At 70.4% G+C, this 19,512-nt stretch carries 18 protein-coding genes; 11 read left to right on the forward strand and 7 right to left on the reverse strand.

Annotation, left to right across the window (positions count from 1 at the left end):
- Positions 1-17: 17 nt before the first annotated feature.
- From sufD to ACWDUD_RS17620, 3 genes are all read right to left on the reverse strand, one after another.
- Complete coding sequence (gene sufD / locus ACWDUD_RS17610; RefSeq protein WP_197253162.1) at positions 18-1,223, reverse strand: Fe-S cluster assembly protein SufD; 1,206 nt, start codon at positions 1,221-1,223, stop codon at positions 18-20.
- Entirely contained in the window at positions 1,224-2,672 is a 1,449-nt protein-coding gene (gene sufB / locus ACWDUD_RS17615; RefSeq protein WP_197253161.1) for a Fe-S cluster assembly protein SufB, read from the reverse strand.
- An 86-nt stretch (positions 2,673-2,758) separates the two neighbouring features.
- Complete coding sequence (locus tag ACWDUD_RS17620; RefSeq protein WP_197253160.1) at positions 2,759-3,571, reverse strand: helix-turn-helix transcriptional regulator; 813 nt, start codon at positions 3,569-3,571, stop codon at positions 2,759-2,761.
- A gap of 71 nt (positions 3,572-3,642) precedes the next feature.
- Between ACWDUD_RS17620 and mptB the strand changes: the two genes are divergently transcribed.
- The 4 genes from mptB to ACWDUD_RS17640 are packed head-to-tail and all read left to right on the forward strand — an operon-like array spanning position 3,643 to position 8,176.
- Positions 3,643-5,409 (forward strand): polyprenol phosphomannose-dependent alpha 1,6 mannosyltransferase MptB, encoded by a 1,767-nt coding sequence (mptB, locus tag ACWDUD_RS17625; protein ID WP_420753318.1) that lies wholly within the window; start codon positions 3,643-3,645, stop codon positions 5,407-5,409.
- The gene (locus ACWDUD_RS17630; RefSeq protein WP_197253158.1) at positions 5,406-6,350 is read left to right on the forward strand and encodes an ABC transporter ATP-binding protein; all 945 of its coding nucleotides are present in this window, start codon (positions 5,406-5,408) and stop codon (positions 6,348-6,350) included. The genes mptB and ACWDUD_RS17630 overlap by 4 nt, the downstream gene beginning before the upstream one ends.
- A complete protein-coding gene (locus ACWDUD_RS17635; RefSeq protein ID WP_450110127.1) occupies positions 6,347-7,147 on the forward strand; it encodes an ABC transporter permease in 801 nt (266 codons plus the stop codon). Before ACWDUD_RS17630 ends, ACWDUD_RS17635 begins: the two co-directional genes overlap by 4 nt.
- 60 nt (positions 7,148-7,207) lie before the next feature.
- Positions 7,208-8,176 carry a COX15/CtaA family protein gene (locus tag ACWDUD_RS17640; protein ID WP_197253156.1) on the forward strand — a complete coding sequence of 323 codons (969 nt, stop codon included), beginning with the start codon at positions 7,208-7,210 and terminating at the stop codon, positions 8,174-8,176.
- Between the two features lie 71 nt (positions 8,177-8,247).
- Here ACWDUD_RS17640 and ACWDUD_RS17645 read toward each other — a convergent pair whose 3' ends face one another.
- Positions 8,248-8,595: a hypothetical protein gene (locus ACWDUD_RS17645; RefSeq protein ID WP_197253155.1), complete on the reverse strand. Its 348-nt coding sequence runs from the start codon at positions 8,593-8,595 to the stop codon at positions 8,248-8,250.
- A 22-nt stretch (positions 8,596-8,617) separates the two neighbouring features.
- Here ACWDUD_RS17645 and ACWDUD_RS17650 point away from each other — a divergent pair, with 22 nt between their 5' ends.
- A complete protein-coding gene (locus ACWDUD_RS17650) occupies positions 8,618-9,583 on the forward strand; it encodes a quinone oxidoreductase family protein (RefSeq protein ID WP_450110128.1) in 966 nt (321 codons plus the stop codon).
- Between the two features lie 107 nt (positions 9,584-9,690).
- Here ACWDUD_RS17650 and ACWDUD_RS17655 read toward each other — a convergent pair whose 3' ends face one another.
- Positions 9,691-10,668: a heme o synthase gene (locus ACWDUD_RS17655; protein ID WP_197253153.1), complete on the reverse strand. Its 978-nt coding sequence runs from the start codon at positions 10,666-10,668 to the stop codon at positions 9,691-9,693.
- A gap of 221 nt (positions 10,669-10,889) precedes the next feature.
- On the opposite strand from ACWDUD_RS17655, the gene tkt reads away from it, so the two are divergent.
- From tkt to pgl, 5 genes are read left to right on the forward strand one after another with little or no spacing between them, the layout of a single operon-like run.
- Positions 10,890-12,992 carry a transketolase gene (gene tkt, locus ACWDUD_RS17660; RefSeq protein WP_450110166.1) on the forward strand — a complete coding sequence of 701 codons (2,103 nt, stop codon included), beginning with the start codon at positions 10,890-10,892 and terminating at the stop codon, positions 12,990-12,992.
- Between the two features lie 6 nt (positions 12,993-12,998).
- On the forward strand, positions 12,999-14,144 hold the full coding sequence (tal, locus tag ACWDUD_RS17665) for a transaldolase (protein WP_197253152.1): 1,146 nt from the start codon (positions 12,999-13,001) through the stop codon (positions 14,142-14,144).
- A 2-nt stretch (positions 14,145-14,146) separates the two neighbouring features.
- Complete coding sequence (gene zwf / locus ACWDUD_RS17670) at positions 14,147-15,688, forward strand: glucose-6-phosphate dehydrogenase (protein ID WP_248673918.1); 1,542 nt, start codon at positions 14,147-14,149, stop codon at positions 15,686-15,688.
- Positions 15,685-16,593: a glucose-6-phosphate dehydrogenase assembly protein OpcA gene (gene opcA, locus ACWDUD_RS17675; RefSeq protein WP_368862560.1), complete on the forward strand. Its 909-nt coding sequence runs from the start codon at positions 15,685-15,687 to the stop codon at positions 16,591-16,593. Before zwf ends, opcA begins: the two co-directional genes overlap by 4 nt.
- A complete protein-coding gene (gene pgl / locus ACWDUD_RS17680; protein WP_197253150.1) occupies positions 16,586-17,338 on the forward strand; it encodes a 6-phosphogluconolactonase in 753 nt (250 codons plus the stop codon). The genes opcA and pgl overlap by 8 nt, the downstream gene beginning before the upstream one ends.
- Before the next feature lie 349 nt (positions 17,339-17,687).
- Here the strand turns inward: pgl and ACWDUD_RS17685 are convergent, their stop codons facing one another.
- Complete coding sequence (locus ACWDUD_RS17685) at positions 17,688-17,945, reverse strand: hypothetical protein (protein ID WP_450110129.1); 258 nt, start codon at positions 17,943-17,945, stop codon at positions 17,688-17,690.
- Between the two features lie 222 nt (positions 17,946-18,167).
- Here ACWDUD_RS17685 and ACWDUD_RS17690 point away from each other — a divergent pair, with 222 nt between their 5' ends.
- Positions 18,168-19,043, forward strand: coding sequence for a universal stress protein (locus tag ACWDUD_RS17690; RefSeq protein ID WP_197253138.1), 876 nt, complete (start codon positions 18,168-18,170; stop codon positions 19,041-19,043).
- On the opposite strand, the gene ACWDUD_RS17695 is transcribed toward ACWDUD_RS17690, so the two are convergent.
- The gene (locus tag ACWDUD_RS17695; RefSeq protein ID WP_450110130.1) at positions 19,040-19,507 is read right to left on the reverse strand and encodes a hydrogenase maturation protease; all 468 of its coding nucleotides are present in this window, start codon (positions 19,505-19,507) and stop codon (positions 19,040-19,042) included. The genes ACWDUD_RS17690 and ACWDUD_RS17695 overlap by 4 nt on opposite strands.
- Positions 19,508-19,512: the final 5 nt, after the last annotated feature.

Here is a 19,512-nt window from a genome sequence, read left to right on the forward strand (position 1 = left end):
GTGTGGGCGGTTCGCGCTCAGGCGCCGACGGCGGCGAGTTCGGCTTCGACGGCGGCCTCGAGCCGTTCCCGGACCTCGGGGACGGTGATCTTCTCGATCAGTTCGTGGAAGAAGCCGCGCACCACGAGCCGGCGGGCCTGATCCTCGGGGATGCCGCGGGCGCGCAGGTAGAACAGCTGCTCGTCGTCGAAGCGGCCGGTCGCCGAGGCGTGGCCGGCGCCGACGATCTCGCCGGTCTCGATCTCGAGGTTCGGCACCGAGTCGGCGCGGGCGCCGTCGGTGAGCACCAGATTGCGGTTGAGCTCGAAGGTGTCGGTGCCCTCGGCCTCGGCGCGGATGAGCACGTCGCCGATCCACACGGTGTGGGCGTCGGGCTTGCCGGACTCGGGGTCGCCCTGCAGCGCGCCCTTGTACACCACGTTGGACTTGCAGTGCGGCTGCGAGTGGTCGACGAGCAGACGCTGCTCGAGGTGCTGACCGGCGTCGGCGAAGTACAGGCCGAGCAGCTCCGCGTCGCCGCCGGGCGCGTCGAACTTGACGGTCGGCGAGATGCGCACCAGGTCGCCGCCGAGACCGACGGTGAAGTGCCGCAGGGTCGCGTCGCGGTGCAGTCGCGCGTGGTGCGCGGCCACGTGCACGGCGTCGTCGGCCCAGTCCTGCACGGCGACGACGTTCAGGTGTGCGCTGTCGCCGACGACGAACTCGACGTTCTCCGCGTACGTGCCGCTCCCCCGCTGATCGAGGATCACGGTGGCCTTCGCGAACGGCTCGAGCCGCAGCTGCAGGTGCCCGAAGGCGACCTGTCCTTCACCCGGGCCGGTGATCGTGATGGTGACCGGATCGGCGACCTCGACCTCGCGGCCGACGGTGACGACCGTGGCGGATTCGAACGACGAGTACGCCTGGGCGGCGATGCGGTCGAACGGGACCCCGCCCTGTCCGAGGCGCTCGTCGTCGCGGCCGACGGTCTCGACCTGCACGCCCTCGACCTCGGAGACCTCGACGGTCGCGGTGCCGGAGGCGACGGCGCTGCCGTCGTGCAGCCCGCGCAGGCGGCGCAGCGGGGTGAACCGCCACGCCTCGTCGCGGCCACCGGGGATCTCGAAGGCATTCACGTCGAAGGACGTGAACAGCTCACCCTTGTTGGCGGCCGGCACACGGGTGTTCTCGCCGCGCACGGCGTCCTGCACCCCCGAGGGGGTGTTTGCGGTATTCGCAGCCATTTAGCCGACTGCCCCTTCCATCTGCAGTTCGATCAGTCGGTTCAACTCGAGGGCGTACTCCATGGGGAGTTCCTTGGCGATCGGCTCGACGAAGCCGCGCACGACCATCGCCATCGCCTCGTCCTCGGTCAGGCCGCGGCTCATCAGGTAGAACAGCTGGTCATCGCTGACCTTCGACACGGTCGCCTCGTGACCCATCGTCACGTCGTCCTCGCGGATGTCGACGTACGGGTAGGTGTCCGAGCGGCTGATCTGGTCGACCAGCAGCGCATCGCACTTGACCGTCGACTTCGAGCCGTGGGCACCCTTGTTGACCTGCACCAGCCCGCGGTAGGAGGCCCGACCGCCGCCGCGCGCGACCGACTTGGAGACGATCGTCGAGGAGGTGTGCGGCGCCAGGTGCAGCATCTTCGCGCCGGTGTCCTGGTGCTGGCCCTCGCCTGCGAAGGCGATGGACAGGACCTCGCCGCGAGCGTGCTCGCCCATCATCCACACGGCCGGGTACTTCATCGTCACCTTGGAACCGATGTTGCCGTCGATCCATTCCATGGAGCCGCCGGCCTCGACCTTGGTGCGCTTGGTGACCAGGTTGTAGACGTTGTTCGACCAGTTCTGGATGGTCGTGTAGCGGCAGTGGCCGCCCTTCTTGACGATGATCTCGACGACCGCCGAGTGCAGCGAATCCGACTTGTAGATCGGCGCGGTGCAGCCCTCGACGTAGTGCACGGACGCGCCCTCGTCGACGATGATCAGGGTCCGCTCGAACTGGCCCATGTTCTCGGTGTTGATCCGGAAGTAGGCCTGCAGCGGGATGTCGACGTGCACTCCCGGCGGCACGTAGATGAACGAGCCACCCGACCACACGGCGGTGTTCAGCGCGGAGAACTTGTTGTCGCCGGCGGGGATGACCGTGCCGAAGTACTCCTTGAAGATCTCCGGGTGCTCACGCAGGCCCGAGTCGGTGTCCAGGAAGATCACGCCCTGCGACTCGAGGTCCTCGCGGATCTGGTGGTAGACCACCTCGGACTCGTACTGGGCGGCGACACCGGCGACGAGGCGCTGCTTCTCCGCCTCCGGGATACCCAGCTTGTCGTAGGTGTTCTTGATGTCCTCGGGCAGTTCCTCCCAGGAGGTGGCCTGCTTCTCCGTGGAACGGACGAAGTACTTGATGTTGTCGAAGTCGATGCCCTCGAGATTCGAACCCCACACCGGCATCGGCTTCTTGTCGAACGTGCGCAGCGCCTTGAGGCGGATGTCGAGCATCCACTCCGGCTCGTTCTTCTTCGCCGAGATGTCGCGCACGACCGCCTCGGACAGGCCGCGCTGCGCGGCAGCGCCGGCCGCGTCCGGGTCCGACCAGCCGTAGCCGTAGTGACCGAGGGACGCGATGGTCTCCTCCTGCGTCAGCGGCGCACCTGCGCCGGACGCCTGGTCCGATGTGAGGGTCATGCGAGCTCCTTCCGGAGTCTTGTTCGTTGTCGGCACGGACTGGGATGCCGACGGGCTGGGCTGCTGGGGGTTACCGCTCGCGGCGGTCAGGGGTCGCTGTCGGTCCGGGCGTGGGTCGCCGGATCCGGGAGCAGCGGCACGTGGGTGGTGCAGAAACTGTCGCCGTTGGCGATGGTCGCGAGCCGCTGGACGTGGGTGCCGAGGATCTCGACGAATGCTTCCTGTTCCGCCTCGCACAGTTCCGGGAACTGTTCGGCGACGTGCGAGACCGGGCAGTGATGCTGGCAGACCTGCACGCCGGTGCCGACCCGCCGCGTGGACGCGGCGAATCCGGCGGCGCTGAACGCCTCGGCGATGTCCTCGAGGGTCGCTTCGATCTCGTCGTGTCCGGCGGCCGGTTCGACACCGGCGAGGATCGAGCGCACCCGTCGGCGCGCGAAGTCCTCGATGGCGGCGTCGCCGCCGAGTTCGCGCAGGTGCCGCATCGCGGCGCCGGCGAGGTCGTCGTAGGTGTGCCCGAGCCGGGCGCGGCCGACTGCGGTCAGCTGGAACCGGCGGGCCGGACGCCCGCGACCGCGGTCCTGCCGCCGCGGCGGGGCCGCTGCCTGGGCTTCACCGCTGTCGATGAGCGCGTCGAGGTGCCGGCGGACACCGGCGGCGCTGAGTCCGAGTCGCTTGCCGATCTCCGGGGCCGTGATCGGGCCCTCCTCGAGCAGCAGCTGCACGACCGCCGCGCGGGTCTGGCCCTCGTGCTGTGCGTGCTGCGGCGACGAATCGCGGCCCGAACGCGACGCGGCGAGGCCTGCGTCAGGCACGTGACCTGCGCATTTCTCGTCGACGGGGTGTTCGGTCGCTGATTTCACAACACCAGTGTGACGGAATTCGGAAACCCGGTCCACCAAGGGTGCCCTTCCCCACACCCCGGGCCGGACCGGGAATAGGCCCGTGACCGGCCCGATAGGCTGCTCGGGTGCCGCCGACCATCGACGAACCCAGCACGGCCGGCCCGGCCCCGAAAACGGGCCGCTCCGAGACCGCCCGTGCCTTCGAAACCGTCGGCATCCGGGCCGTGACGCTGGGCAAGCGCGCGCTCGGGCTCGACGGTCGCGGTCACCACACCGACGTGGTGACCGTGCTGCACGGCGACGAACGCGAAGGCCGCGGCCTCGACGCCACCGAGACCACCCAGTTGCACCGGATCCGGTTGTTCGGTGCGACCGGCGCGGTCCTGATGTGCGTCGGCGCCCTCGGCGCGGGCGCCCAGCCGGTGCTGCAGAACCCGGTTCAGGGCGTGCGGCTGCTGGGGTTGCCGGCGCGGATGCCGAGCGCGGCCCTGACCCTGGCGATGACCGGCACCGTCCTGGTCGTGCTGGCCTGGCTGCTGCTCGGCCGCTTCGCCGTCGGCCGGCGCGATCCCGACGGCCAGCCCCGCCGGCTGTCCCGATCGCAGCTCGACCGCACCCTCCTGCTGTGGATTCTGCCGCTGACCGTCGCGCCGCCGATGTTCAGCAAGGACGTCTACTCCTATCTGGCGCAGAGTGAGATCGCCGCGCGCGGGCTGGATCCGTATGCGATCGGGCCGGCCGGTGCGCTCGGCGTCGACCACGTGCTCACCCGGACCGTGCCGAACATCTGGCGCGAGACCTCCGCGCCCTACGGGCCGGCGTTCCTGTGGATCGGGGAACGCATCACGTTCCTGACCGGCGAGAACATCGTGTTCGGCATCTTCCTGCACCGGCTGCTCGCGCTCGGCGGTGTCGCCCTGATCGTGTGGGCGTTGCCGCGGCTGGCCCGGCGCTGCGGTGTCGCGTCGGTGACCGCGCTGTGGCTCGGCGCCGCCAATCCGTTGCTGCTGTTCCACCTGGTCGCCGGCATCCACAACGAGGCGCTCATGCTCGGGCTGATGCTCGCCGGGCTCGAACTGGCGTTGCGCGGTATCCACGCCGGCGGTCCGGGGACGCCGTTGCGGGGCCGCTACCTCGCGTGGCTCCTCGCCGGTGCCGCGCTGATCGCACTGTCGTCGATGATCAAGGTCCCGTCGCTGCTCGCGCTCGGATTCGTGGGCATGGCGCTGGCACGACGCTGGGGCGCCACCGCGCGGGCGGTGCTGGCGGCGGCGGCCCTGCTGGCGGCGGTGTCGCTGACGGTGATCACCGTGGTGAGCTGGGGCAGCGGACTCGGGCTCGGCTGGACGAACACGTTGGGCACCGCGACCGAGGTGCGCAGCTGGATGTCGATCCCCACGCTGCTCGGGGTCGGGACCGGCCTGGCGGGGGTGCTGCTCGGATTGGGCGATCACACCACCGCGATCCTGTCGATCACCCGGCCGATCGCCGCCATGATTGCGGCATTCGTCACAATCCGGATGCTACTGGCGGTGCTCGTCGGGCGGATCCACCCCGTCGGCGGGCTCGGGGTCTCGCTCGGCGCGATCGTTCTGCTGTTCCCCGTCGTGCAGCCCTGGTACCTGCTGTGGGCGGTGATCCCGCTCGCCGCGTGGGCCACCCGGCCGATCTTCCGGATCCCCACGGTGGCCTTCTCGTCGCTGGTCAGCGTGATTCTGATGCCCAACGGCGGCGAGTACCAGCCGTTCATCATCGTGCAGGCCGCGATCGCGACGGTCGTCGTCGTCGGGCTGCTCATCGTGTTCACCCGGAACCGGTTGCCGTGGCGCGAGGAGGACCGCACACCACCGCGCCCCGCCGAATCCCCCGACGCCTACGCTGGAAACCCGTGACCTCGAGATCCCCTGCCGGTACGGCGCCTGCGGTGCGCCTGAACGGCGTCGTCAAGAAATTCGGCGACACAACCGCCGTGAACGAGCTCGACCTCACCGTCGAGCGCGCCCAGGTGCTCGCCCTGCTCGGCCCCAACGGCGCCGGCAAGACCACCACCGTGGAGATGTGCGAGGGTTTCGTGACCCCCGACGCCGGCACCGTGCGCGTGCTCGGCCTGGATCCGATCGTCGATTCGGAGGCACTGCGACCCCGGATCGGGGTCATGCTGCAGGGCGGCGGCGCCTACCCCGGTTCCAAGGCCGGCGAGATGCTCGACCTGGTCGCCTCGTACTCGGCGAATCCGATCGACCCGGCGTGGCTGTTGAACTGCCTCGGGCTCGACGAGGCCCGCCGCACCCCCTACCGCCGGCTCTCCGGCGGTCAGCAGCAGCGGCTGGCGCTGGCGTGCGCGCTGGTCGGACGCCCGGAACTGGTGTTTCTCGACGAGCCGACCGCGGGTCTAGACGCCCAGGCCCGGCTGCTGGTGTGGGAACTGATCGACGCCTTGCGCCGCGACGGCGTCTCGGTGCTGCTGACGACGCATCTGATGGACGAGGCCGAGGAACTGGCCGACGAGGTCGTGATCATCGACCACGGGCGGGTCGTCGCCGCCGGAACGCCCGAGGAGGTGGCCCGGACCGGGTCCGAGCAGCAGCTGTGGCTGTCCGCCTCCGCGGGGCTCGATCTCGCGCCGCTGCGGACGGTGCTGCCCGACGGGTTCCGCGTGCGGGAGCCGCAACCGGGCCGCTACCTGGTCGAGGGCGCGATCGATCCCGCGGTGGTCACCGCGGCCGCGTCGTGGTGCGCCGACCAGGGGGCGCTGGTGAGCGAGATCCGCGTGTACCAGCGCAGCCTCGAGGACGTCTTCCTCGACCTGACCGGACGGGAGTTGAGAGGGTGAGCGTGACGCATCACGATCGACTGGCGGGCAACCGGTTCGAGGCCGGGACCTTCGCGCCCGCCCCGCGACCGAACACGCCGGCGGCGATGCTCGCTGCGCAGACGCGCATGGAGCTCAAGCTGCTGCTGCGCAACGGCGAGCAGTTGCTGCTGACGATGTTCATCCCGATCACCCTGCTCATCGGCCTGACCCTGCTGCCGATCGGTGATCTCGGCGATCCCCGCGTGGAACGGGTCCTGCCGGCGGTGATGATGGTCGCGGTGATGTCGACCGCGTTCACCGGTCAGGCAATCGCGGTCGGATTCGACCGCAGATACGGTGCACTGAAAAGGATCGGCGCGACCGCCCTGCCGAAGTGGGGCATCATCGCAGGTAAGAGCGCCGCGGTGGCGATCGTAGTGGCGATGCAATCTATTCTGCTCGGTGCTATCGGAGTGGCCCTCGGATGGCGTCCGAGCCCGCTGGGAATGCTGCTCGGCGCCGTCGTCATCGCGCTCGGCACGGTGATGTTCGCGACGCTCGGGCTGCTGCTCGGCGGCACCCTGCGCGCCGAGATCGTGCTCGCCCTGGCGAACATCATCTGGTTCGTGCTGCTCGGCATCGGCAGCGTCGTGCTCGCCGGGGGCGGCCTGCCCGACGCCCTCGTGCACCTGGCGCGGGTGACCCCGTCCGGAGCGCTGGCCCTCGGCCTCGAGGAGGCCGTGCTCGGCGGCATGGACTGGCTCGCGATGACGATCCTCGCCGTCTGGGCCGTCGTCGGCGCGGTGCTGGCCCGGCGCTTCTTCCGATTCACGTGACGGCCGGATCCCACCAGCCCAACTACAGCGCGTAGTGGACGGACCCGTACCATCGTGAACGTGCTGTATCGCGGCTACCTGAACCTCGTCGACCGACTTCCGCTTCCGTCGCTGCGGATCCAGCGGATCATCGCCTTCCTCACCATCGTCGTGCAGGGCGGCATCGCCGTCACCGGCTCGGTCGTGCGGGTCACCGCGTCGGGCCTCGGATGCCCCACCTGGCCGCAGTGCTTCCCCGGCTCCCTGGTGCCGGTCGGCGTGTCCAGCAACGTGCACACCATCCACCAGATCGTCGAGTTCGGAAACCGCCTGCTGACGTTCGTCGTCGTCGCCGTCTCCGCCGCGATCGTGCTCGCCGTGACCCGCGCCCGTCGCCGCCGCGAGGTCGTCGCCTGGGCGTGGCTGATGCCCGCCGGCACCGTGCTGCAGGCCGTGATCGGCGGCATCACGGTGCTCGCCGGGCTGGCGTGGTGGACCGTCGCGATCCACATGCTCGCCTCGATGCTGATGGTGTGGCTCGCGGTCGTGCTGTTCGTCAAGGTCGGCGAACCCGACGACGGGGTCGTCGAGCAGGTGCTCCCCCAGCCGCTGCGGTGGCTGACCGCGCTGTCCGCGGCCGTGCTGGCCGGCGTCCTGATCGCCGGAACGATGGTCACCGGCGCCGGCCCGCACGCCGGCGACAAGGGTGTCGAACGCCCGGTGCCGCGGCTCGACGTCGACATCACCACGCTCGTGCACCTGCACGCCGAACTGCTCGTCGGCTACCTGGCGCTCCTGGTGGGCCTGGCGTTCGCGCTGTACGCCGTCGCCGCCCCGGCCGCGGTGAAGCTGCGGCTGAAGGTGCTGATCGGCCTGGTCCTGGCCCAGTCGCTCATCGGCCTCGTCCAGTTCTGGACGGATGTGCCCGCGGTGCTCGTGGTGCTGCACGTGGCCGGTGCCGGTCTGTGCACGGCCGCGACCGCCGCGGTATGGTGCGCCGGCCGCGTCCGCGTCGCCGCCCCGCGCCCGGAGGCCGTCACCACCGCCTGACTACGATCCGACGCTGCGGGCCCACCTCCTGGAACGGAGGTGGGCCCGCGGCGTTTCGCGTGTCGGCGGCGTCAGCGCTCGTTGCGCGCCTTCGGGAAGCGGGTCTGGTTCGCGACCCAGCCGGCCATCTTCTTCCAGTGGCCCTGCTGCGGGGTGGCGATGCTGGTGACCTCGCGATCCCAGTCCGAGACCGTGACGTTCGGCAGCGCCTCGACGACCGCGTGCGCGGTCGCCAGGTCGGCGACGACACGATCGCCCAGGGTGCCGTCGGCGGCGACGACGGTCACGCGCACCCCGGCTTCCCCGATCGGCTGCAGGACCGCCTTGGCGGTATCACCGTGCGCGGCGACGAAGGAACGGAGAGAGGAGACGACGTCGGCGGGTGCGGGTGCGGCCGCGACCTGAGTTTCAGCGCTCATGCCTGCAGAATACTGTGGGCCCATGCGCGCAATCGAAGTGACACGGTTCGGTGGTCCCGACGTCCTCGTTCCCACCGAGCTCCCCGATCCCGTTCCGGGGCCGGGTGAGCTGCTGGTCCGCACGGACGCCATCGGCGTCAACTACATCGACACCTACTTCCGCACCGGCCTGTACGCGACGGATCTGCCCTACGTACCCGGGTCCGAGGGCACCGGCCGCGTCGAAGCCGTCGGGCCCGGAACCAGCGAGTTCGCGGTCGGCGACCGGGTGTGCTGGGCCGCGGCCCCCGGCTCCTACGCGGAACTGGTCGTCGTGCCGGAAGCGGTCGCGGTGCCGGTCCCGGACGAGGTACCCGCGGACCAGGCCGCTTCCGCGCTGCTGCAGGGCATGACCGCGCACTACCTGCTCGAGTCGACGTATCCGGCGCAGCCCGGGGAGACGGTGCTCATGCACGCGGGCGCCGGCGGGGTCGGCCTGATCCTGACCCAGCTCGCGACCGCGAAGGGGGTACGGGTCATCACCACCGTGTCCTCGGACGAGAAGGAGGCGCTGTCGCGGGAGGCCGGCGCCGCGGAGGTGCTCCGCTACGGCGACGACCTTCCCGAGCGGGTGCGGGAACTGACCGGCGGCGAGGGCGTCGCCGCCGTGTACGACGGGGTCGGCAAGGACACCTTCGAGGCGTCGCTGGCGTCGCTGCGGATCCGCGGCACGCTCGCGCTGTTCGGTGCCGCGAGCGGCCCGGTGCCCCCGTTCGATCCGCAGCGGCTCAACCCCGCCGGATCGCTGTTCCTGACCCGCCCCACCCTGGTGCACTACACGCGGGACCGCCAGGAGCTGCTGTGGCGCTCCGGTGACGTCTTCGCGGCCATCGCCGCCGGTGATCTGAAGATCCGCGTCGGGGCGCGCTATCCGCTCGCGGAGGCGGCGCAGGCCCACCGCGACCTCGAGGGCCGCAAAACCACCGGTTCGATCGTGCTGGCGCCGTAGGCGCCCGTGTGCCTTATTGGCGGCCCTGGCCGCCACAAAGGCACACCGCGCAACGAACGCCGCCCTTCCGTCGGGAAGAGCGGCGCCGTTGCTGTCGGTTCAGCAGATCAGAGGTACGAGGCGATGGTGGGCAGGTCCAGCACGGAGTCGACGGCCAGGCCCAGGCACACCACCGCGAGGTAGTTGTTCGACTGCAGGAACAGCTTGAGCGGCTTGACGGACGCGCCCCCGCGCACGCTGTTGTACAGCTGGTGGGCGATGAACACGAACCAGGCACCGGCGAGCACCGCGACCGCCGCGTACACGACGCCTGCCGCCGGGACGAGCACCAGCGTGGCCAGCACCGTCGCCCACGTGTAGATCAGGATCTGCTTGGTGACGTGCTGCTCGGTGGCGATCACGGGGAGCATCGGCACGCCGGCCGCCTTGTAGTCCTCCTTGTAGCGCATCGCCAGCGCCCAGGTGTGCGGCGGAGTCCAGAAGAAGATCACCAGGAACAGCACGATCGGCTCCCAGCTCAGCGACCCGGTCACCGCGGCCCAGCCCACCATCACCGGCATGCAGCCGGCAGCGCCGCCCCACACCACGTTCTGCCAGGTACGACGCTTGAGCACCATCGTGTAGACGAGCACATAGAACGCGATGGTCGCGACGACGAGCGCCCCGGCGAGCAGATTCGCGCGCCACCACAGCCACGCGAACGACGCGATGCCGAGCACCATGCCGAACACGAACGCGTTGCGCGTGGGCACGGCCTGCCGCGCCAGCGGACGCCGCGCGGTGCGCTTCATCACCTTGTCGATGTCGGCGTCGACGACGCAGTTGAGCGAGTTCGCGCTCGCCGCGCCCATCCAGCCGCCGAACAGGGTGCTGAGGATGAGAACGAGATCGACGTTGCCGCGGTCGGCGAGCAGCATCGCCGGGATGGTCGCGACCAGCAGCAACTCGATGACGCGCGGCTTGGTCAGCGCGATGTAGGCGAGCACGGTGCCCGAGATCCGGCCCCACGGGGTGTCCGGCCGCGGGGCGCTGGGGGCTTCCGGGGCACCGAAGCCGTGTCCTCCCGGCCGTCGCCCTGCCCGCACACTGTCTCCTTGCACCACGCGAATACACACCTTCGCTCGCCCGCCGACCGCCGCCCGATCACGGACGCGCACTACTACGGTCGATGGTAGACCGCGGACAGGCCTCGGCCGAATCGACCCGTAGGCCGCACGGGGCCGCCGCGGCCATTAGGCTGGGAGGGCGCGCGACGCATTCGCGGTCGCAGGCATCCCGTACACCCATGTCAGGAGACTTGAAGCTCGTGTCGATCACCGACGAGATCCGCACCCTCACCGCGGCGGTCCACCCCGCCGACTGGACCGATCTGGACACCAAGGCCGTCGACACCGCCCGTGTGCTTGCTGCGGACGCCGTGCAGAAGGTCGGCAACGGGCATCCCGGCACCGCGATGAGCCTGGCGCCGCTGGCGTACACGCTGTACCAGCGGGTGCTGCGCCACGACCCCACCGACCCGCAGTGGGTCGGCCGCGACCGGTTCGTCCTGTCCTGCGGCCACTCGAGCCTGACCCTCTACATCCAGCTCTACCTGTCCGGCTACGGCTTGGAGCTGGCCGACCTCGAGGCGCTGCGCACGTGGGGTTCGCTGACCCCCGGCCACCCCGAGTTCGGGCACACCGCGGGTGTCGAGATGACTACCGGCCCGCTCGGCCAGGGTCTGGCCTCCGCGGTGGGCATGGCGATGGCCGCTCGGCGGGAGCGCGGCCTGTTCGACCCGGAGGCGGCGGAGGGCACCAGCCCGTTCGACCACCACATCTACGTCGTCGCGTCCGACGGTGACATCGAGGAGGGCGTCACCTCCGAGGCGTCGTCGATCGCCGGGGTGCAGGAACTGGGCAACCTGATCGTCTTCTACGACGACAACAAGATCTCCATCGAGCACGACACCGCGATCGCGCTCAGCGAGGACACCGCCAAGCGCTACGAGGCGTACGGCTGGCACGTGCAGACCGTCGAGGGCGGCGAGAACGTCACCGCGATCCTCGAGGCGGTCGAGGCGGCGAAGGCCGTCACCGACAAGCCGTCGCTGATCCTACTGCGCACCGTCATCGGCTACCCGGCCCCGACGAAGATGAACACCGGCGACGTGCACGGCGCGGCGCTCGGCGCGGACGAGGTCGCCGCGGTCAAGAAGTTCCTCGGGTTCGATCCCGAGAAGAACTTCGACGTGGATCCCGCTGTGATCGAGCACACCCGCCGCGTCGTCGACCGCGGGGCGAAGGCCCGCGCCGACTGGCAGGCCGCGTTCGACGCGTGGGCCGAGCGGGAGCCGCAGCGCAAGGAACTGTTCGACCGCCTGCAGGCCGGCGAGTTCCCGGCAGGCTGGACCGACGCCCTGCCGACCTACGAGCCGGCCGAGAAGGGCCCGGCGACCCGGAAGGCGTCCGGCAACGCGCTCGCCGCGCTCGGCCCGATCCTGCCGGAGCTGTGGGGCGGGTCCGCGGACCTGGCGGGTTCGAACAACACCACCATCCCCGGTTCGGAGTCGTTCGGTCCCGAGTCGATCTCGACCAAGGACTGGACGGCCACCCCGTACGGCCGCACCCTGCACTTCGGTGTCCGCGAGCACGCCATGGGCTCGATCCTCAACGGCATCGCGCTGCACGGGCCGACCCGCCCGTACGGCGGCACGTTCCTCGTGTTCTCCGACTACATGCGTCCCGCGGTGCGCCTGGCCGCGCTCATGCAGACCCCGTCGATCTATGTGTGGACGCACGATTCGATCGGTCTCGGCGAGGACGGCCCGACCCACCAACCGGTCGAGCACCTCACCGCGCTGCGCGCGATCCCGAACCTCGCGGTGATCCGCCCCGCGGACGGCAACGAGACGTCGTTCGCGTGGAAGGCCGCGCTGGAGAACAAGACGGGCCCGACCGCGCTCGCCCTGACCCGTCAGGACGTGCCGGTGCTCGAGGGCACCCGCGAGAAGGCCGCCGAGGGTGTGGCCCGCGGCGCCTACGTGCTCGCCGAGGCGTCGACCGGCACCCCCGAGGTGCTTTTGCTCGCCACCGGTTCCGAGGTGCAGCTCGCCGTCGCCGCGCGTGAGGTCCTCGAGGCCGAGGGCGTCCCGACCCGCGTCGTGTCGGTGCCGGTTCTCGACTGGTTCCTCGAGCAGGACCAGGCGTACCGCGACGAGGTGCTGCCGCCGTCGGTGAAGGCCCGCGTGTCCGTCGAGGCGGGGCTGGCGCTGCCGTGGTACCGCCTGATCGGCGACGCCGGCGAGGCCGTGTCGCTCGAGCACTACGGCGCTTCCGCCGACTACAAGACCCTGTACCGCGAGTTCGGCATCACCGCCGAGGCCGTCGCCGACGCTGCACGCCGCTCGCTGACGCGACTGAAGGGATAGATCGTCATGACGCAGGAAACCACCACGCAGAACGCGAATCTGGCAGCACTGTCGGCCGCAGGCGTGTCCGTGTGGCTCGACGACCTGTCCCGCGAGCGCATCGAGTCCGGCAACCTGGCCGAGCTCGTCGCGACCCGTTCGGTCGTCGGGGTCACCACCAACCCGTCGATCTTCCAGGCGGCGCTGTCGAAGGGCCACGCCTACGACGCGCAGATCACCGAACTGGCTGCCGCCGGCTCGGACGTCGACACCACGATCCGCACCGTCACGACCGACGACGTGCGCGCCGCGTGCGACGTGCTGGCACCGGTGTACGAGGCGACCGACGGTGTCGACGGCCGGGTCTCGATCGAGGTCGATCCGCGACTCGCCCACGAGACGGACGCCACCGTCAAGCAGGCGATCGAGCTGTGGAAGATCGTCGACCGCCCGAACCTGTTCATCAAGATTCCTGCGACGGTCGCCGGCCTGCCCGCGATCGCCCGGGTGATCGGCGAGGGCATCAGCGTGAACGTGACGCTGATCTTCTCGGTGGACCGGTACGAGCGGGTCATCGAGTCCTACCTCGACGGTCTGACCGCGGCGAAGGCCGCCGGGCACGACCTGTCGAAGATCCACTCGGTGGCGTCGTTCTTCGTCTCCCGCGTGGACACCGAGATCGATGCGCGGCTCGAGGAGATCGGCACGGACGAGGCACTGGCCCTGCGCGGCAAGGCCGGGGTCGCCAACGCTCGCCTGGCGTACGCGGCCTACCGGAAGGCCTTCGAATCCGGTGCGCGTTTCGAGCAGCTCGCCGCCGCCGGGGCCCGGCCGCAGCGCGCGCTGTGGGCGTCGACCGGTGTGAAGAACCCCGCATACCCGGACACGCTGTACGTGACCGAGCTGGTGGCGCCGCACACCGTCAACACCATGCCGGAGAAGACCCTCGAGGCGGTCGCCGACCACGGTGAGATCACCGGCGACACCGTCACGGGCACCGACACCGCCGCCGAGCACGTGTTCTCCGCGCTGAAGAAGGCCGGGATCGATCTGAACGACGTGTTCCGCAAGCTCGAGGACGAGGGCGTCGAGAAGTTCGAGGTGTCCTGGAACGAACTGATCGCGGCCACGGCCGAGCAGCTTGCGGCGCACACCGCCGGCGCGGAGGGCTGACGGTGAGCGAACCCGCGGCGGCGGAGTGGGTCAATCCGCTTCGTGACGAGAGGGATCGGCGGCTTCCCCGCATCGCGGGCCCGTGTGCGCTGGTGATCTTCGGGGTCACCGGCGACCTGGCCCGCCGGAAGCTGATGCCGGCGGTCTACGACCTCGCCAATCGTGGCCTGCTGCCGCCCGGGTTCGCTTTGATCGGCTTCGCCCGAAGGGACTGGGTGGACGAGGATTTCGGCCGGATCGTGCACGACGCGGTCAGGGCGAACTCGCGCACCCCCTTCCGGGAGGAGGTGTGGCAGCGACTCGCCGAGGGGATCCGCTTCGTCCAGGGCAGCTTCGACGACGAGGACGCGTTCGCCCAGCTCGCGACGACCCTCGCCGAGCTCGACAAGATCCGGGGCACGGGCGGCAATCACGCGTTCTACCTGTCGATTCCGCCGGATTCGTTCCCGGTGGTGTGCTCGCAGCTGTCGCGTTCGGGTCTGGCCGGCTCGGAGGACGGGCGCTGGAGCCGCGTCGTGATCGAGAAGCCGTTCGGGCACGACCTGGCCAGCGCCCGCGCGCTCAATGCCGTTGTCGGCGAGGTGTTTCCCGAGGATTCGGTGTTCCGCATCGACCACTACCTCGGCAAGGAAACGGTGCAGAACATCCTGGCGATGCGATTCGCGAACCAGCTGTTCGATCCGCTGTGGAACGCCCACTACGTCGACCACGTGCAGATCACCATGGCCGAGGACATCGGGCTCGGGGGCCGCGCCGGATACTACGACGGCATCGGCGCCGCGCGCGACGTCATCCAGAACCATCTGCTGCAGCTGCTCGCGTTCATCGCGATGGAGGAACCGATCAGCTTCGATCCGGCCGAACTGCGGGCCGAGAAGATCAAGGTGCTCTCGGCGACGCGGCTCGCCGAACCGCTCGACGAGACCACCGCGCGCGGACAGTACGTCGCGGGCTGGCAGAACGGCGGCGAGGTCGTCGGGTTGCACGAGGAGCAGGGTTTCGCGCCGGACTCGACGACGGAGACGTTCGCGGCGATCACCTGTGAGATCAACACCCGCCGTTGGGCGGGCGTGCCGTTCTATCTGCGCACCGGCAAGCGGCTGGGGCGTCGCGTCACCGAGATCGCGATCGTGTTCAAGCGGGCGCCGCACCTGCCGTTCGACGACACCATGACCACCGAGCTGGGCCAGAACGCGCTGGTGATCCGGGTGCAGCCGGACGAGGGCGTCACGCTCCGGTTCGGGTCGAAGGTGCCCGGGTCCTCGATGGAGGTCCGGGACGTGAACATGGACTTCAGCTACGGCCAGGCGTTCACCGAGTCGTCGCCGGAGGCGTACGAGCGGCTGATCCTCGACGTGCTGCTCGGCGAACCGTCGCTGTTCCCGGTCGACGAAGAGGTCGAGTTGTCCTGGAAGATCCTCGATCCGGTGCTCGAGCACTGGGCCGCCCACGGTGTCCCGGAACCGTACGAGGCCGGGACCTGGGGCCCGCCGTCGGCGGACGAGATGCTGCGCCGCTCCGGCCGCGAATGGAGGCGACCGTGAGGGTTCAGCTGCGCAACGCGACCGCGATCGACATCGGCAAGAAGCTCGTGGAGCTGCGCCGCAACGGTGGGGTCGTCACGCAGGGCCGCGTGCTCACGCTCGTGGTGTGCACCGACGGCGGTCGCGGTCTCGAACCGGCGATCGCCGCCGCGACCGCCGCGGCCCGCGAACATCCGTGTCGCGTCATCGTCGTCGGCCGGGTCAACGACGGCGACGTCCCGCGCATGGACGCCGAGATCCGTCTCGGTGGCGATGCCGGCGCGTCCGAGGTGCTGATCCTCGCGTTGCACGGACCCCTCGCGGACCATCAGGAGTCGGTGATCGTGCCGTTCCTGCTGCCGGACACCCCGATCGTCGTGTGGTGGCCGACGTCGCCGCCGGAGGTTCCCGCGAAGGACCCGGTGGGTCGCCTGGCGGTGCGCCGGTTGACCGATGCCACCAACGACGCCGATCCGATGGCCTCGATCGCTTCCCGGCGCGCCGGATACACCCCCGGCGACACCGACCTGGCGTGGGGCCGCATCACCTACTGGCGGGCGCTGCTGGTGTCGGCGCTCGACCAGGCCCCGCACGAGCCGATCGAGTCGGCGCGTGTGTCGGGGCTGGCGAACGAGCCTGCGCTGGATCTGCTCGCGGGCTGGCTCGCCAGCCGGATCGACGGGCCGGTGCAGCGTGCGATCGGCAAGCTGCAGGTGGAGCTGCGCACCCGGTCGCAGACGATCGAGCTGGTGCGTCCGCAGGACGGGCGCGTCGCCACGCTCAAGCGCACCGGGAAACCGGATTCGCTGATCACCCTGGCGCGTCGGGACTCGTGGGAGTGCCTCGCCGAGGAACTGCGACGGCTCGACCCCGACGAGGTCTACCACTCTGCACTCAACGGCATCTCGAAGGTGGAATATGTCTGATGCACCGGTCCGCGTCGAACGTTTCGCCTCGAGCGAGGCACTGGTCGGCGCGGCGGCGTCCGCGTTCGTCGACGCGGTGGTCACCGCGCAGCGTGAGCGGGTGAGCGCGTCGGTGGTGCTGACCGGCGGCGGCACCGGCATCGCGGTGCTCGAGCAGGTGTGCCGGGAGCAGGGCGGCATCGACTGGTCCGCGATCGACGTGTACTTCGGCGACGAGCGGTTCCTGCCCCCGGGCGACCCGGACCGCAACGAGGTGCAGGCGCGGGCGGCGCTGCTCGATCGGGTGCCGATCGATCCCGCGCGCATCCACGTGATGCCGGCGCTCGGGGAACCGGGCGGCGCGTCCCCAGCGACTTCCGCCGAGGCGTACGCGCGGGTGCTGGCCGCGCACTCCCCCGACGGCACGGTGCCCACGTTCGATGTGCATCTGCTCGGGATGGGCGGGGAAGGCCACATCAATTCGCTGTTCCCGGACACCGCCGCGGTGCGCGAGTCCGAGAAGTTCGTCGTCGGCGTCGACGATTCCCCGAAGCCGCCGCCGGCGCGGGTCACGTTGACGTTGCCCGCGGTTCGCCGCTCGCGGCAGGTGTGGTTCCTGGTGACCGGCGCGGCGAAGGCCGACGCGGTCGCGGCTGCGGTGGCCGGCGCCGATCCGGTCGATATCCCGGCGGCCGGGGCGCGCGGTCTCGAGCAGACGGTGTGGTTCGTCGACACCGAGGCGGCGGCGGGTCTGCCGGACGCCTGAGCACGCGGGCGGTCATCGTTCCCGTCCGTCGCTGCGGGTGTCGTCCGGGCGGGTGTCCGAGCCCGGCGTTCCGTCCCCGGCCGGCGTGCCGCATCCCAGCCTGATCGCGCTTCGCGGCCGGGATGCCGTGCGCAGCAAGCCCATTCGCGATCGTGTGCGTACGCAGTGCGTCGAGCGTGGGTCCATGGTCGGTGTTCCTCCCCCGTCGGGGACGACAGTGCTCGTCCTTACCCGGTTCGACGCGTCGACCCACCCGCCGGTTCCACGCGGTTCCAGTGCGTCGCCGGCGACCGGAGTCGCGGCCCCCACCACGACTCCGGTCGTGCCCACCACGGGGTCCGGCGCCGCGCTACAGGGACGGCAGGACGCCGGGGCTTCCGCCGGGCGTCAGGTAGGGCACCTCCGCGGGGCCGAGAACGGTCACGCCGGGCTGTACCGGGATGCAGGCCTCGTCGATGAGCGGCCGGTTGTAGCCCGGCTCGACGGAGGGTTGGTCCGGCTTCCAGCCGTCGGGGGCGCCGCCCACGTGGACCGGCCCGGCCGCCGCCAAGGCCCCACCGGCGGTCGCCGTCGCCAGAATCGCGCCGCGAATCAGCTTCGTGCCCATGAGGTTTGTCCTATCCTTCTCGTTACGGCGGAACCCTGTTGCCCGCCACCTACTTGGAGGAGCGAGACCAGCAAAAGGTTCCGGCGAACGAACTCGGCTCCGACGCGGGCGTGCTGCATGCCGGCGCCCGAAGGTGAGGACCTTCTCCCCTACGGCAGAGCGCGCTGCCGCAACGACGATAGGCAGTGACGGATTCCAGCCGGCCGACCCCAGGAGGCCAACGTGACCGCACCTCAACCGATAGTCGTCGGAGTGGACGGCTCACCCTCGTCTCTGCAAGCGGTCGCGTGGGCCGCGAAGGAAGCAGCACGACGGGGGGCTCCCCTCACCCTTGTCACCACGGCGATCGTGTCCGGCGGCTACGTCGTCCCCATCGGAATGCCGGACACCTTCTACGAGGAGGAGCAGCTCGAGGCGGAGCGGCGGCTCGCCGAGGCCGAGAGCCTGGTCGCGCAGGTGACGGCGGGACACACCGTCGAGGTCGAGAAGGCCGTGTCACAGGATGCACCGGCCCGCGAGCTGATCGAGCGATCCAAGTCCGCCCGGATGGTGGTCCTCGGTGCGAATCGGCGCGGCCTGATCGAACGTGCGATTCTCGGCTCGGTCAGCTCCGCGGTGGTCACCCACGCCCGTTCACCGGTGGCCGTCGTACGGGGTCTCCCGCATGTCGACGTCAACGATATTTCCGGTCCGGTCGTCGTCGGGGCCGACGGGTCGAAGCACAGCGAGCCCGCGATCGCGATGGCGTTCGAGGAGGCGGCCATGCGCGGTGCCGAGCTCGTCGCGGTCCACGCGTGGTCCGACGTCGATGTGCACGCCCCGTTCCCCAGCGACTTCGACTGGGCCCAGGTGGAGGAACGCGAGCGGGCGACGCTGTCCGAGAGCCTGGCCGGATACTCCGGGGAGTTCCCCGACGTCCCGGTCCGGACGGTGGTGGTCCTGGATCGGCCCGTCCGGACCCTGCGTGACGAGTCCGAGCACGCCCAGCTGTTGGTGGTCGGAAGTCGCGGACGGGGCGGGTTCACGGGCCTGCTGCTGGGCTCGACGAGCCGCGCGCTGCTGCACCACGTGACCTGCCCGATGCTGGTGGTGCGCTAGACGCGGGTAATTTCCTCCAGCACCGCCGCGACCACCCAGTCGGCTGCTCGGGCGGCGGTGCGGGACAGGCCGCAGCCGAAGCCGACGTCGGCGGCGTCGACGGTGTACAGCACCCATCGGCGGGGCATGCGATCGAGCAGACGCCCCAGCTCGAGGGCGGTGATCAACCCGAAGCCGTGGGTACTGGTCGCCGCCCCCGGCGACAGCGTCAGGTCCTGCGAGTCGAAACGGTGCACGGTTCCCGGAGTCACCGTTCCCGAACGAGCGGAATCTCCTACCGCGGAATCGATCAGAATCGCCAGATCCGCGCCGTCCCACGCGTCGAGCATCCGCGTCGGTTCGCCGTCCACCGCGTACACCCCGACGTCCGGTGCCACCCGGGCGGCGACGTCGCGCGCGACCGCGGGTCCGACCCCGTCGTCCCTGCGGTAGTCGTTTCCCAACCCGAGCACCACGGTTCTCATCGGCA

This window comes from Rhodococcus sp. NPDC003382 (assembly GCF_053589135.1).

Coding starts and splice junctions, on each gene's coding strand:
- sufD (WP_197253162.1), bottom strand. CDS start 1,223: ATGGCTGCGAATACCGCAAACACCCCCTCGGGGGTGCAGGACGCCGTG.
- sufB (WP_197253161.1), bottom strand. CDS start 2,672: ATGACCCTCACATCGGACCAGGCGTCCGGCGCAGGTGCGCCGCTGACG.
- ACWDUD_RS17645 (WP_197253155.1), bottom strand. CDS start 8,595: ATGAGCGCTGAAACTCAGGTCGCGGCCGCACCCGCACCCGCCGACGTC.
- ACWDUD_RS17650 (WP_450110128.1), top strand. CDS start 8,618: ATGCGCGCAATCGAAGTGACACGGTTCGGTGGTCCCGACGTCCTCGTT.
- tal (WP_197253152.1), top strand. CDS start 12,999: ATGACGCAGGAAACCACCACGCAGAACGCGAATCTGGCAGCACTGTCG.
- pgl (WP_197253150.1), top strand. CDS start 16,586: ATGTCTGATGCACCGGTCCGCGTCGAACGTTTCGCCTCGAGCGAGGCA.
- ACWDUD_RS17685 (WP_450110129.1), bottom strand. CDS start 17,945: ATGGGCACGAAGCTGATTCGCGGCGCGATTCTGGCGACGGCGACCGCC.
- ACWDUD_RS17695 (WP_450110130.1), bottom strand. CDS start 19,507: ATGAGAACCGTGGTGCTCGGGTTGGGAAACGACTACCGCAGGGACGAC.